We start from the raw sequence: 14,188 nt of genomic DNA on the forward strand, positions 1-14,188 counted from the left end.
GATCGATTCGAGGATTCCCACGACATGAGCGACACGACCCACCTCGGCGGCGCGCTGCCGCCGCTCTCTTCCCCCGGCACACGCGAGCCCGGCACGCATGTGCGGATCGTGCCCGCGCGCCACCGGTCGCGCACGGCCGGCACCGTGCTCGCGCTCGTGCTGATCGCAATCACGCTGCATTCGATCCTCGGCAATCCGCAGTGGGGCTGGCCTGTGTTCGCCGAATGGTTCCTGTCGCCGCCGGTGCTGTCGGGGCTCGCGCGCACGCTGGTGCTGACGCTGCTCGGCGCGGTGTTCGGCTTCGTGCTCGGCGCGTTCGTCGCGCTGGCCCGGCTGTCGCGTTCGCGCCTGCTGTCCGCCAGCGCCTGGACCTTCGTGTGGCTGTTCCGCTCGATTCCGCTGATCGTGCTGCTGCTGATCCTGAACAACCTCGGCTACCTGTACGAGCATGTGCGGCTCGGCGTGCCGTTCACCGACATCGTGTGGTTCGACACGCCGACCACCGATCTGATCAGCCCGTTCCTCGCGGCCGTGCTCGGCCTCACGCTGAACCACGCGGCGTTTTCCGCGGAAGTGATCCGCGGCGGCATTCTCGCGGTCGACCAGGGGCAGCTCGAAGCCGCCGCCGCGCTCGGGCTGCCGCGCGGCCGGCAGACGTCGCGGATCGTGCTGCCGCAGGCGATGCGCGCGATCCTGCCGACTGCGTTCAACGATCTGATCTCGCTCGCGAAAGGCACGTCGATGGTGTACGTGCTCGCGATGCCGGAGCTGTTCTACACGGTGCAGGTGATCTACCGCCGCAACCTCGAAGTGATTCCGCTGCTGATGGTCGCGACCGTCTGGTACCTGATCATCCTGACCGCGCTGTCCGCGATCCAGGTGCAGGTCGAGCGGCACTATGCGCGCGGCGCGCTGCGCAATCCGCCGCCGTCCGTGGTCACGTTCGCGCTCGCGCGGATCGGCGGGCTGTGGCGGCGTGTCGCGTCGCGTCGTGCGGTATCGAGCGCGCATGTCGACGAGCGCCGCGCCGATACCGCGGCGGCCGTGTCGCGCACCGGCGGCGAAGTGGCCGTGCATGGCGTGTCGAAGCAGTTCGGCATGCAGCGCGTGCTCGACAACGTATCGTTCGTCGCGCCGCGCGGCAGCGTGACCGTGATCGTCGGGCCGTCGGGCTCCGGCAAGTCGACGCTGCTGCGCACGATCAACCATCTCGAACGCGTCGACGACGGTTTCATCGACATCGACGGCGAACTGATCGGCTATCGCCGCGACGGCGACGTGCTGCACGAATTGAACGAACGCGACGTACTGAAGCGGCGCACGGCCGTCGGCATGGTGTTTCAGAACTTCAACCTGTTCCCGCACCTGACGGTGCTCGAGAACCTGGTCGAAGCGCCGGTCGCCGTCGCGGGCGTGACGCACGACGCAGCCGAGCACACGGCGCGCACGCTGCTCGCGCGGGTCGGCCTCGCGGATAAGGCCGATGCGTACCCGCGCCAGTTGTCCGGCGGCCAGCAGCAACGCGTCGCGATCGCGCGGGCGCTCGCGTTGCGACCGAAGGTGCTGCTGTTCGACGAACCGACGTCGGCGCTCGATCCCGAACTCGTCAACGAAGTGCTCGACGTGATCAAGGAACTCGCGCGCTCGGGCACGACGCTCGTGATCGTCACGCACGAGATCGGCTTCGCACGCGAAGTCGCGGACAACGTGCTGTTCATGGAACGCGGGCGCATCGTCGAGGCCGGGCCACCCGCCGTCGTGCTCGACGCGCCGTCGCATTCGCGCACCCGTGCGTTCCTGTCGCGGGTGCTGTGATGCGCGCCGCTTCCCACCTGCGAGGTGCCGCGCGATGACCGATCGACGCCGATTCATCACGGCCGCGCTGGTCGCGGCATCGGGCCTGCCGCGGCATGCGGCGCGCGCGGCGGCCACTACCGCCGATCTTGATCCGCGCCAGGCCGGCCGCCCACGCGCCGGCCCCGACGACGCGGCCATCCGCGCGGCAAGCGGCTATCGCTGGGTACGCGACGGTGCGTTCACGGTCGCGATCTCGCCGCATGCACCGCCGGTGTCGACCTATGCGACCGACGCGCGCACCGTGGTCGGCGCCGATCCCGACTATGCGCAGCTCGTCGCCGACGCGCTCGGCCGCACGCTCGTGCTGCTGCCGATCGCGTGGGCCGACTGGCCGCTCGGGCTGACGTCCGGCAAGTACGACGCGGTGATCTCGAACGTCGGCGTGACCGAGAAGCGCAAGGAGAAATACGATTTCACTACCTACCGGCTCGGGCTGCACGGCTTCTACGTGCGCACCGCCAGCCCGATCGCGAAGATCGCGGAGCCGAAGGACGTCGCGGGTTTGAGGATCATCACCGGCGCCGGCACGAGCCAGGAGCGCATCCTGTTCGAATGGAGCAAGCGCAACGTCGCGCAGGGGCTGAAGCCGGCCGAGCTGCTCTATTTCGACGACGATGCGACCGCGCGCGTCGCGCTGCTGTCGGGCCGCGCGGATGCGGAGCTGAACCCGAACGCGTCGCTCGCGTACGAGGCCGCGCGCAGCGGCAAAATTCGCCGTGTCGGCGTCGTCAATGCCGGCTGGCCGGCGAATGCGGATGTGGCGATCGCGACGCGTCGCGGCAGCGGGCTCGCGCCCGCGCTGACGCTCGCGACCAATGCGCTGATCGGCAACGGCCGCTACGGACAGGCACTCGCGCGCTGGGGGTTGCAGAGCGAGGCGATCGCGCGGGCGGAGACCAATCCGCCGGGGTTGCCGTCGTTTTGAGCGTTCAATGCACTCGCCCCGGCATGCCGTGACGGCGATGCCGGGGCGATTCGACTCACTGCTTGTTCGCCTACGCCGACACCGCGTCCCGATACCGGTCCAGTTCCGCGACATGCGCATGAATCGCCGGAATCAGCTCGCGCCCGTAAGCCAGCGCATCGTCGAGCGGATCGAAACCGCGAATCAGGAACGTCGATACGCCGAGCCGATAATACGCGCCCAGCGCCCGCGCGACCTGCTCGGGCGTGCCGACCAGCGCGGTCGAATTCCAGCGCGCGCCGGTCAGGTTCGCGACGCCCATCCACAGCCGCTCGTCGACCACGTCGCCCTGCGCGGCGGCCGCCATCAGCCGCTGCGAGCCCGCATTCTGCGGCGCGTGACCCGCGATCGGCTGGCCGTTCGCGATCCGCGCCGCGCGCACGCGCTCGCGGATCGCCTCGGCCTTTTCCCACGCGGCTGCCTCGGTATCGGCGATGATCGGCCGAAACGACACGCTGATGCGCGGCGCCCGCCCGAACGGCGCGGCAGCGGCACGCACGCGCGCGATCTGCTCGCGCACCGCGTCGAGCGGCTCGCCCCACGTCATGTAGACGTCCGCATGCTCACCGGCGACCGCGAGCGCGGCCGGCGACGAGCCGCCGAAATAGATCGGCACGTGCGGCCGCTGCGCGCCCTTCACGACCGGCGACGCGCCGCGCAGCCGATAGAACGCGCCGTCGTGATCGACCGGCGCATCGGCCCGCCAGATCTGTTTCAGCACGTCGAGATATTCGCCGGTGCGGCGATAGCGCGCATCGTGCGGCACGAAATCGCCGTCGCGCTGCAGATCCGCATCGTCGCCGCCGGACACCACGTTCAGCGCGAGCCTGCCACCGCTGAACACGTCGAGCGTCGCGATCTGCCGCGCGGCGGCCGACGGCACGATCACGCCCGGCCGGTGCGCGAGCAGCAGCCGGATGCGTTCGGTCGCGGCGGCCGCGAACGACGCGACGATGAAGCCGTCCGCCGCGTTGCTGAAATGGCCGACCAGGATCTGGTCGAAGCCGGCCGCCTCGTGCGCCTGCGCGAAGCGGCGCACGTAGTCGGGCTGGACGGCCGCGCCGCCCGGTACGTCGACCTCCGCGCCGGGTGTCGCGGTGATCATGCCGATGATGTCGACTGGCATGTCGGGGTGTCCTTGGGTATGTCGATCGGGAATCGCGGAAATCGCGGGAATCGTGAAGCGGGCCGCACGGTCACTGCGCGGCTGCCGTCTTCTGCGCGAACGCACCCGCATACGAGCGGTCGAGCAGCTTCGACGTGTCGTACGCGGCCGGAATCACGCCGGACTTGTGCAGGAAGTCGGCCGTGTTCTGCGCATCCTTCGCGGCCGTTTCGTCGACCGGGCCGACGCGCTGTTTGGCATTGTTGAGCCAGCGATACGCGACGTCGGGTTCGAGATTCGCGCGTTTCGCCCACAGGTCCGCGTACTCGCGCGGATGACTGTCGACCCACTGGCGCGCGGCCACCACGCGCCGCAGGAAATCGGTGATCTCGGCGCGCTTGCCCGACGCGGCCTGCTCGTTCGCGGCGACGAAGCTCAGCGCGGGCATCAGCCCCTGCGCGGTCGTCACGGGCCGCGCGCCCTGCCGCAACGCGAGCGTGCTGACGAACGGTTCCCACAGCGATACCGCATCGACCGAACCGTTCGCGAGCGCGTTGGTCGCGTCGATCGGCATCAGGTACGCGTACTTCACCGAATCGGCGCGCAGGCCCGCATGTTCGAGCGCGCGCAGCACGAGCTGCTGGCTCCAGGCGCCGCGCCAAACCGCGATGGTCTTGCCCTGCAGGTCGGCCACGGTGCGCACCGGCGAGTTCTTCGGCACGAGGATCGCGACGCCGTCGAGGCTCTGCCGCGACACCGCGACGACCTTGACCGGCGCGCCGCGCGCGGCCAGCGTGAGCAGCGCGGAATCGCCGAGGAAGCCGATGTCGATCGCGTTGCCGTTCAGGCTTTCGGCCACCGGCGCGGCGGCCTGGAAGTGCTTCCACTCGATCGTGTAAGGCAGGTCCTTCAGCACGCCGGACGCTTCCATCGACGCCTGGATGTTGAAGTAGTTCTGTTCACCGACGCGCAGCGTGACGGTGTCTTTGGCGATGCCCGGCTGCGCGGCGAGCGCCAGCAAGAGCGCCGTGACGATTCGGCTCAACAACATGATCTCCCGGAAGGTTGGCGGGCAGCCGCGCGACCGCGGCGCCCTTTTGTCCGTTTCGTCCGCCGTGCGAAACCGCCGGCGAGACGGATGGAACCGGTGAAGATACGTCGATCCACTTCATGACACAAACGCAATATTCTTCTATGTAAAGATGCGAATGTTTTATGAAGCATTCGTCCATGAGCGGGGCTCGCCGCCGGCCGCCGCTTCGTGAATTTCGAACGATTCCTCGATATATATTTCGCACACGAAATAAATCATGAACTATATTTCGCATACGAAATAACTGCCCGATCGAGGATGGCCATGACCTCCCAACCCATCGAGTTTTCCGCGGCCGACGGCTATGTGCTGCACGGCACGCTGTGGTCGCCGGACGCGACGCCGCGCGCGCTGGTCCTGATCCATCCGGCAACGGCCGTGCCCGAGCGGCTGTATGCGGGCTTCGCACGCTTCCTGACCGAGCGCGGTTTCGCGGCGCTGACCTACGACTATCGCGGCATCGGCGCATCGCGGCCCGCGCGGCTGGGCGCGCTGCGGGCCCGCATGCGCGACTGGATGGAGCTGGACGTGGGCGCCGCGACCGCATGGGCCCGGCACGCCTACGAAGGGCTGCCGCTGCTGGCGGTCGGCCATAGCGTCGGCGGACATGCGATCGGGCTGTCCGGCGCGACGCCGCATCTGCGCGCGGCCGTGCTGGTCGCCGCGCATGCGGGCAGCACGCGGCTGATCGCGCAGGCGGCCGAACGCGTGAAGGTCCGGCTCATCCTGCGCGTGCTCGGCCCGCTGATGTCCGCGCTGCTCGGCTACGTACCCGGCAAGCGGCTCGGGCTCGGCGAGGATCTACCGGCCGGCGTGTTCCGCGAATGGAGCCGCTGGACGACGCTGCCGCGCTACTTCTTCGACGATCCGACGCTCGGCGCGGCCGAGCGCTTCTCGAAGCAGCAGTTGCCGATCCTCGCGCTCGGCTTCGACGACGATCCGTGGGCGAACCCGGCCGCGATCGGCCTGCTGGTAAGCTATCTGGCCCGCGCGAAGGTCGAACGCCGTCAGATCGATCCGCGCGCGGCGGGCAGCGGCCCGGTCGGGCACATGGGCTTCTTTCGCAGCCGGCCCGGCGCCGTGCTGTGGCCCGACGTCGCCGACTGGCTCGCGCAGGCAATCGACACGCCGCGCAGCGCGAGCCGTCCGTCCCTTTCCATTGCAGCCGGGAACCCAGCTTGAGCGAAGACCGACGACTGTTTTTCATGTTGAACATCGGCCAGCGGCGCGTGCAGCGCTGGATCGACCGCAACGCCGAAACCGACACGCGCGCGAGCGCCGCGCAGGCCGGCGCGCTGTTCTGCCTCGCGAAGCAGGACGGCGCACTGATCGGCGAAGTTGGCGCCGCGCTGCAGCTCGCGCCGTCCGCGATGACGGGGCTCGCCGACCGGATGGCGAAGGCCGGCCTCATCACGCGTCACGCCGATTCGGACGACGGCCGCGCAACGCGGCTCTATCTGACCGACGCAGGCCACGCGGCGCTCAAGCGTGCGCGCGTGCTGCTGCGCGAACTCAACGGCAAGCTGTGCGACGGGTTCTCCGACGACGAACTCGACGTCGTCGCGCGCTGGCTGCACGCGTTGCAGGAACGGTTTCCGGCAGAGCGCTGAGCAGCGCATCGCGCTGGCGACCGGCTCGCGCCGGCATCCATCGCAAGCGATTGCGATTCGCGTTTTCGATTCGATTTTCATGCCGCCGCAACGGCAAATCTTGCATGCCGGCCACCCGCTTCCGGCAACGCTTTCCGGCTACGTCCTGTTACAAAAAACCGCCTGTCGCGCGACATTCGAATCGCCTACATTGCAATCCACTTCGACACATTCGTCGCATGCCCTGACTGGCGTTCCCGTCGGGTCGACATCGCAGACACACCCGACAAGCATTGAAAACGAAGAGGAGTCTTAACCGAAGCGCTGGCGGCATCCAGCGCACGCGGATTGCGATGACTGAAGCGGCACGCTGAACCGGACGTCACGACGTGCGCGGCACGATCGGCCGCGCTTCGGTTCGCATTGCCTCGTCGTGCCCCGCCATCGCCCCCGCACCTCACCGAGGAGTCGTCCATGCGACGCATGATCGTGTCCCATCCGCTTGTCACCCGCCTGTCCGCCGCGATGGCGCTGGCCGCCGCTGCCGCCGCGCACGCCGACCCCGTCGTCGTGTCCGGCCCGAGCCCGTTCGCCGCGTGCACCATCGGCGGCCCGGGCACCAACTACGTGAATGCAGAAGTCGAACCGTGGCTCGCGGTCAACCCGGCGAACCCGAACAACATGATCGGCGTGTGGCAGCAGGACCGCTGGTCGAACGGCGGCGCCCACGGGCTCGTCGCCGGCTACACGTTCGATGCGGGCGCAACGTGGGCGCGCACGCCGCAGCCGTTCAGCGCCTGCGCGCCGGGCGGGCTCAAGTACGAGCGCGCGTCCGATCCGTGGGTCTCGTTCGGGCCGGACGGCACCGCGTATTCGGTATCGATCTCGTTCAACCAGTCGAACAACGCCAACGCGGTCGGCGCGTCGGTGTCGACCGACGGCGGCCAGACATGGAGCAGCCCGGCCGTGCTGATCGCGAACGACGAACCGACGACGCAGTTCTTCAACGACAAGGAATCGGTGACCGCCAACCCGGTGAAGGCCGGCACCGCGTATGCGGTATGGGACCGCCTCGAGCTGCCGAACGGCAATCCGTACGCGAACCTGCACACGGCGGCGTACCGCGGGCCGACGCTGTTCTCGAAGACGACCGACGGCGGCAAGACGTGGAGCGCCGCGAAGGTCATCGTCGACGTGCCGTCGCGCCAGCAGACGATCGGCAACCAGATCGTCGTCGATCCGAAGAGCGGCACGCTCTACGATTTCTTCGACCTGATCCAGCCGCCGTTCAACAAGGCGGCCGGCAAGGTCGCGTTCGTCAAGTCGACCGACGACGGCGCGACGTGGACCAAGCCGCGGATCATCGCGGGGCTGCAGACGGTCGGCGTCACGGATCCGAACACCGGCGAACCCGTGCGCACCGGCGACATCATTCCGGAGCCGGCGATCGACCCGGCATCGGGCCAGCTCTACGTCGCGTGGCAGGACAGCCGCTTCAACGGCGGCACGTACGACGAGATCGCGCTATCGACCTCGAAGGACGGCGGCGCGACCTGGAGCGCGCCGCAACAGGTGAACACGCCGACCGGGCGCCCCGCGTTCAATCCGTCGGTGCGCGTCGACAACACGGGGGCGGTGATGGTCACGTACTACGACTTCCGCGACCTGCAGGCCGGCAACACGACGACGCTGCCGACCGGCTTCTGGCGCAAGATCTCGCACGACGCCGGCGCCACGTTCGCCGACGAGCGGCGCGTCGGCGGCCCGTTCGACATGAAGCTCGCGCCCAACGCCGAAGGGTTCTTCATCGGCGACTATCAGGGGCTCGACGTTCGCCCGTCGTCGTCGTTCCATCCGTTCTTCGTCCAGACCAATGCAGGCAACCTGACGAACCGCACCGACGTGTTCTTCGCGCCGTGATGCGAGGATGACCGTCACGCCGCCGCCGCGACGCCATCCGTCGCGCGGCGGCGTGCGCCTGTTCACCGCATCAATGCATGTCCGTCAGCACGATGCGGCCGTCGACCTTCCCTTCCCGCAGCTTCGCGAAGATGTCGTTGATGTTGGCGAGCCGGTCGCGATGGATGTGCGCGCGCACCAGGCCGTCCGCCGCGAAATCGAGCGACTCCTGCAGATCGCGCCGCGTGCCGACGATCGACCCGCGCACGGTGATGCCGTTCAGCACGGTCGAGAAGATCGGCAACGGGAAATCGCCCGGCGGCAAGCCGTTGAGCGCGACCGTGCCGCCGCGACGGACCATCCCGAGCGCCTGCGCGAACGCGCTGCGCGACACGGCCGTGACGAGCACGCCGTGCGCGCCGCCGATTTCCTTCTGGATCACTTTCGCGGGGTCGTCGACCGACGCATCGATCGTCAGGTGCGCGCCCAGTTGCCGCGCCAGCGCGAGCTTGTCGGGCGAGATGTCGATGGCCGCGACGTGCAGGCCCATCGCACGCGCATATTGGACGGCCACGTGCCCGAGACCGCCGATGCCGGAGATCGCGAGCCACTGGCCCGGCCGCGTGTCGGTGACGCGAATGCCCTTGTAGACCGTGACGCCCGCGCACAGGATCGGCGCGATCTCGTCGAACGCGACCTGCGCGGGCAACTGGCCGACGTAATCGGGATCGGCCAGCACGTATTCCGCGTAGCTGCCGTTCACCGAATAGCCGGTGTTCTGCTGGCCATGGCACAGCGTTTCCCAGCCCGTGCTGCAGTACTCGCAATGGCCGCAGGCCGTGTAGAGCCACGGCACGCCGACGCGATCGCCCTCGCGCACGTGCGTGACGCCCGCGCCGACCGCCGCGACGATCCCGACGCCTTCGTGGCCCGGGATGAACGGCAGCGACGGCTTGACGGGCCAGTCGCCGTCGGCCGCGTGCAGATCGGTATGGCAGACGCCCGACGCCTTGATGTTGACGAGAATCTGGCCCGGCCCCGGTGCGGGAATCGGAACTTCCTCGATGCGCAACGGCTCGCCGAACGCGTGTACCACGGCCGCTTTCATGGTCTGGGTCATGCGTTGCTCCTGTCTGGTCGATGAGCAAACCAGTATCCGGTTTCGGTATCGGAGCACGTTGATACGCGTCAACGCATCGGAACGATGCGACGGTCGACGCGACAGCCCGAGCCGGCGGCCGCACGCTGCCCCGCCGCTCACGCGACCATTTCACCGATCCGACAGAAACCCGACGGAGTCCCGCCATTCAGCTTGGAATTTGAAATGATATAACATATCATTTTGCGTGCTCGTCCGCCTGACGCCGTGTCAACCCAGGTGGCCGGGCCTCGCCGAGCCATGTTCCAGCGGGTCATTGCGCGTCAATGACGCAACAATATATCGTATCCAGCGGTGACCCGCATCGCTCGTTATCCGATCCGATTCCAACCGATTCACCGACCATGCGCGACCTTCCTCGCTTACCGCTTCGCCCGCTCTCGTCCCTGTCGTTGATCCTGTTCGCCGCCGCTGCTCACGCGCAGACCGACGTGCCCGCCGCGGCCGGCACCCATACGCCTGCCGCCGCGCCGCTCGCGCCGATCTTCGTGACCGCGAACCCGCTCGGCGACACCGAACTGATCGCGCCGACCGTCCAGCTTTCCGGCGAGGCGCTGACGCGCCGCCAGGCCGATTCGCTCGGCGAAACGCTCAACGGGCTGCCCGGCGTGTCGACCACCACCTACGGGCCGATGGTCGGCCGTCCGGTCATCCGCGGGATGGACGGCGACCGGATCCGGCTGCTGCAGAACGGCGTCGCGGCGTATGACGCGTCGTCGCTGTCGTACGACCATGCGGTGCCCGAGGATCCGCTGTCGATCGAGCGCGTCGAGATCGTGCGCGGCCCGGCCGCGCTGCTGTACGGCGGCAACGCGGTGGGCGGCGTGGTCAACACGATCGACAACCGGATTCCGCGCGAAGCGATCGAAGGCGTGACCGGCGCGCTCGACGCGCGCTACGGCGGCGCGAATTCGGTGCGCGCGGGCGCCGCGCAAGTCGAAGGCGGCAACGGCCGCTTCGCGTTCCACGTCGACGCGTTCGACCGCGAAACGAGCAAGCTGCGGATTCCCGGCTACGCGCGCAGCAGCCAGCAACGCGCGATCGACGGCCCCGACACGCCGCAGCCGGAAGGCAACGTACCGAACAGCGACGGGCGCGTGCACGGCGGCGCGGTCGGCGCGTCGTACACGTGGGCGGACGGCTTCGCCGGTCTCTCGTACAGCGGCTACGAATCGAACTACGGCTCCGTCGCGGAAAGCGACGTGCGGCTGCGGATGCGCCAGGAACGCCTCGCGTTCGCGTCCGAGGTGCGCAACCTGAGCGGGCCGTTCACGAAGCTGAAATTCGATTTCGCGTACACCGACTATCGCCACAAGGAAGTCGACAACGGCGAGACGGCGACCACCTTCCGCAACCGCGGCTACGAGGCGCGCATCGAGGCGCGCCATCGCAAGATCGGCCCGTTCGAAGGCGCGATCGGCGTGCAGTTCGGCCAGAACACGTTCTCGGCGCTCGGCGACGAAATGCTCGTGCCGTCCACGCGCACCAACAGCGTCGCGCTGTTCGGCCTCGAGGAATGGCAGGTCGTCCCCGCGCTGAAGCTGAGCCTAGGCGGCCGCTTCGAGCACGTGAAGGTCGATCCCGATCCGGCCGGCATCGAGAAATTCGCGGGCGCGCAGCCGCGCGACTTCAATGCGGGCAGCCTGTCGGCCGGCGCGCTGTTCTCGCTGACGCCGGTTTGGTCCGTCGCCGCGAACGTCGCGTACACCGAACGCGCGCCGACCTTCTACGAGCTGTATTCGAACGGCCCGCACGATGCGACCGGCCAGTTCCTGATCGGCAACCCGAACGCGTCGAAGGAAAAAGCCGTGTCGACCGACCTGTCGCTGCGCTATGCGAGCGGGCCGAACCGCGGCAGCGTCGGCGTGTTCTACAACCGCTTCTCGAACTACCTGACCGAGTACAACACCGGCCGCGTGGTGGACGACGACGGCGCGCCCGTCGCGCCGGGCGCCGACGGCTCGCTCAACGAGGCGATCTATCGCGGCGTGCGCGCCGAGTTCTACGGCATCGAGCTGGACGGCAAATGGCGCGCGTTCGCGCGGCGCGGCCACACAGTCGATCTCGAACTGACGGCCGACTACACGCACGCGCGCAACGTCGACACGGGCCAGCCGCTGCCGCGCATCGCACCGCTGCGCGCGACGCTCGCGGCCGACTACGGTTACGGCCCGTTCGGTGCGCGTGCGCAGGTCACGCACGCGTGGTCGCAGCATCGGGTGCCCGACGACGACTTCTCGACGGACGGCTACACGTCGCTCGGCGTGATGCTGACGTATAAGTTCCGCGTCGGCCCGACGCACTGGCTCGCGTACCTGCGCGGCGACAACCTGACGAATCAGGAGATCCGCTACTCGACGTCGGTCGTGCGCGGCTTTGCACCGCAAGGCGGCCGCAGCGTGATGGCCGGATTGCGCACGACGTTCTAACCGCGGTACGGCTCGCGGCGCCCGCCGCGGGCCGCTTACCGATGCGAATCCGAACTGGCTGCACGCGCACGAAGCCGACATGCGCCACTGGCGACCGCCGACCGGCTTCCGCGTGACGGCATACGCGACGGAGACGACGATGCGCATGCCGTCATGCACGCATGCGCATGCGTCGGTACGATCGCGCGTCATTCGCGCCGCTCGCCGCACAGCCTTGTGCCCACTGCGTCACAGCGTGCAGCAAATTTCGGTCCCGCTCGGGCATCGCCCGTTGCCGCACCGCCGTCATGGGATACCGCGCGACAGGTTCGCGCGCGCCGTTTGTCGACCCGGACTTTTAAAACGCACGAATGACGAGTATCCTAAAAAAGCACTTTTCGACCGGACGGCGAATCGCGTGCCCCTGACTCCCGTCCGATCGCCATGCGGCCCCGTCGTATCGCGCACCGCGCGCCGATGGCGGCGTATGCCTGTCGCGCCCTGGCCGCACGAACCTTTCCCCAACAATCGTCAGGAGAGCTGGTGAGCCGACTCGTCGTCGTATCCAATCGCATTGCAGATCCCCGTAAAGCCGCGGCCGGCGGGCTTGCCGTCGCCGTGAAGGACAGCCTGCAGGAAACCGGCGGCGTCTGGTTCGGCTGGAGCGGCAAGCTACGCGGCGGCGACGATCGCCCCACGCATGGCGACGACGTGCAGATCCAGAACGTCGGCGGCATTCAGCTCGCGACGGTCGATCTCGATCCGCAGGACTACGACGCTTACTATCTCGGCTACTCGAACAACGTGCTGTGGCCGGTGTTTCACTACCGGCTCGATCTCGCGCAGTTCGACCGGCGCTTCGCCGACGGCTACCGGCGCGTGAACCAGCTGTTCGCGCGCAAGCTGCGCACGCTGCTGCGGCCCGACGACGTCATCTGGGTCCACGACTATCAGCTGATTCCGCTCGCGGCCGAGCTGCGCGCGATGGGCTGCACGAATCCGATCGGCTTCTTCCTGCACATTCCGATGCCGCCGCCGCCGATCATGGCCGCGATCCCGGAACACGAATGGCTGATGCGCTCGCTGTTCGCGTACGACCTCGTCGGCTTCCAGACCGAATCGGATCTGCTCCACTTCGAGCATTACGTCGAAGCGGAAGCCGGTGCGGCGCGGCTGCCGGACGGCCGGCTGCGCGCGTTCGGCCGTACGTTGTCGGCCGGCGCGTTCCCGATCGGCATCAACGTCGACGAGTTCGAATCGCTCGCGCGCGATCGCGACGGCCTCGACATGTTCGAACGCATGCGCGACGAGTATTCGCGCCGTCAGTTGCTGGTCGGCGTCGATCGGCTCGATTACACGAAAGGGCTGCCGCAGCGCGTGCATGCGTTCCGCGAGCTGCTCGAACAGTATCCGGAGAACCGCGACCGTGCGACGCTGATCCAGATCGCCGCGCCGAGCCGCGAGGATCTCGGCGCGTACGACGACCTGCGGCGCGAGATGGACAGCCTGTGCGGCGCGATCAACGGCGACTACGGCGAGCTCGAATGGATGCCGATGCGCTACATTCACCGCACCGTCGCGCGCAAGCGCCTGCCGGGCCTCTACCGCGCGAGCCGGGTCGCCCTCGTCACGCCGCTGCGCGACGGGATGAACCTCGTCGCGAAAGAGTTCCTCGCCGCGCAGGACGCGGCCGATCCGGGCGTGCTCGTGCTGTCGCGCTTCGCGGGCGCGGCCGAGCAATTGAAGGCCGCGCTGCTCGTCAATCCGTACGACACGCAAGGCACCGCGCAGGCAATCCAGCGCGCGCTCACGATGCCGCTCGAAGAGCGCCGCCAGCGTCACGCGGCGCTGATGGCGATCATGCGCAAGACCGACGTGCACTGGTGGCGCACGCGCTTTCTCGAAGCGCTCACCGAAGCGGCCGAAGTCGCGGCCGCGACCGAATCCTGACGCGCTGACGCGCGCCTACGCCCCGTCGTCATGCATTCGAGCGCGCCGCCGTTCGACTGATACGTGCGCGTCGCTCAGCGCGACGTCGTGGTGGGAAGGACCATAAAGAAAGACCATAAAGAAAGCGTGCGACGTCGGAATATCGGCGCGCGCCGGTCCACGCA

10 protein-coding genes are annotated in these 14,188 nt (G+C 68.3%); 7 read left to right on the top strand and 3 right to left on the bottom strand.

Annotation, left to right across the window (positions count from 1 at the left end):
- Window positions 1-24: 24 nt before the first annotated feature.
- Entirely contained in the window at window positions 25-1,815 is a 1,791-nt protein-coding gene (locus HWX76_RS09445) for an amino acid ABC transporter permease/ATP-binding protein (protein ID WP_080334267.1), read from the top strand.
- 34 nt (window positions 1,816-1,849) lie between these two features.
- Window positions 1,850-2,782, top strand: coding sequence for an ABC transporter substrate-binding protein (locus tag HWX76_RS09450; protein ID WP_050014080.1), 933 nt, complete (start codon window positions 1,850-1,852; stop codon window positions 2,780-2,782).
- 70 nt (window positions 2,783-2,852) lie between these two features.
- On the opposite strand, the gene HWX76_RS09455 is transcribed toward HWX76_RS09450, so the two are convergent.
- Both HWX76_RS09455 and HWX76_RS09460 read right to left on the bottom strand, forming a co-directional pair.
- Window positions 2,853-3,947, bottom strand: a complete 1,095-nt coding sequence (locus tag HWX76_RS09455; RefSeq protein ID WP_050014081.1) for an LLM class flavin-dependent oxidoreductase — start codon at window positions 3,945-3,947, stop codon at window positions 2,853-2,855.
- Window positions 3,948-4,017: 70 nt separating this feature from the next.
- On the bottom strand, window positions 4,018-4,977 hold the full coding sequence (locus tag HWX76_RS09460) for an ABC transporter substrate-binding protein (protein ID WP_050014082.1): 960 nt from the start codon (window positions 4,975-4,977) through the stop codon (window positions 4,018-4,020).
- A gap of 306 nt (window positions 4,978-5,283) precedes the next feature.
- On the opposite strand from HWX76_RS09460, the gene HWX76_RS09465 reads away from it, so the two are divergent.
- The 3 genes from HWX76_RS09465 to HWX76_RS09475 all read left to right on the top strand — a co-directional run bounded on the left by HWX76_RS09465 (window position 5,284) and on the right by HWX76_RS09475 (window position 8,528).
- On the top strand, window positions 5,284-6,201 hold the full coding sequence (locus HWX76_RS09465) for an alpha/beta hydrolase (protein ID WP_050014083.1): 918 nt from the start codon (window positions 5,284-5,286) through the stop codon (window positions 6,199-6,201).
- Window positions 6,198-6,629, top strand: coding sequence for a MarR family transcriptional regulator (locus tag HWX76_RS09470; RefSeq protein WP_050014084.1), 432 nt, complete (start codon window positions 6,198-6,200; stop codon window positions 6,627-6,629). The genes HWX76_RS09465 and HWX76_RS09470 overlap by 4 nt, the downstream gene beginning before the upstream one ends.
- A 453-nt stretch (window positions 6,630-7,082) precedes the next feature.
- Window positions 7,083-8,528: an exo-alpha-sialidase gene (locus HWX76_RS09475; RefSeq protein WP_050014085.1), complete on the top strand. Its 1,446-nt coding sequence runs from the start codon at window positions 7,083-7,085 to the stop codon at window positions 8,526-8,528.
- Between the two features lie 70 nt (window positions 8,529-8,598).
- Here HWX76_RS09475 and adhP read toward each other — a convergent pair whose 3' ends face one another.
- Window positions 8,599-9,627 (bottom strand): alcohol dehydrogenase AdhP, encoded by a 1,029-nt coding sequence (gene adhP / locus HWX76_RS09480; RefSeq protein ID WP_050014086.1) that lies wholly within the window; start codon window positions 9,625-9,627, stop codon window positions 8,599-8,601.
- Between the two features lie 383 nt (window positions 9,628-10,010).
- Between adhP and HWX76_RS09485 the strand changes: the two genes are divergently transcribed.
- Both HWX76_RS09485 and otsA read left to right on the top strand, forming a co-directional pair.
- The gene (locus tag HWX76_RS09485; protein ID WP_176015732.1) at window positions 10,011-12,095 is read left to right on the top strand and encodes a TonB-dependent receptor; all 2,085 of its coding nucleotides are present in this window, start codon (window positions 10,011-10,013) and stop codon (window positions 12,093-12,095) included.
- 522 nt (window positions 12,096-12,617) lie between these two features.
- Window positions 12,618-14,024: an alpha,alpha-trehalose-phosphate synthase (UDP-forming) gene (gene otsA, locus HWX76_RS09490; RefSeq protein ID WP_089489390.1), complete on the top strand. Its 1,407-nt coding sequence runs from the start codon at window positions 12,618-12,620 to the stop codon at window positions 14,022-14,024.
- The last annotated feature ends 164 nt before the right edge of the window (window positions 14,025-14,188 follow it).

This window comes from Burkholderia sp. BCC0398, assembly GCF_902833245.1.
Taxonomy (GTDB): domain Bacteria; phylum Pseudomonadota; class Gammaproteobacteria; order Burkholderiales; family Burkholderiaceae; genus Burkholderia; species Burkholderia sola.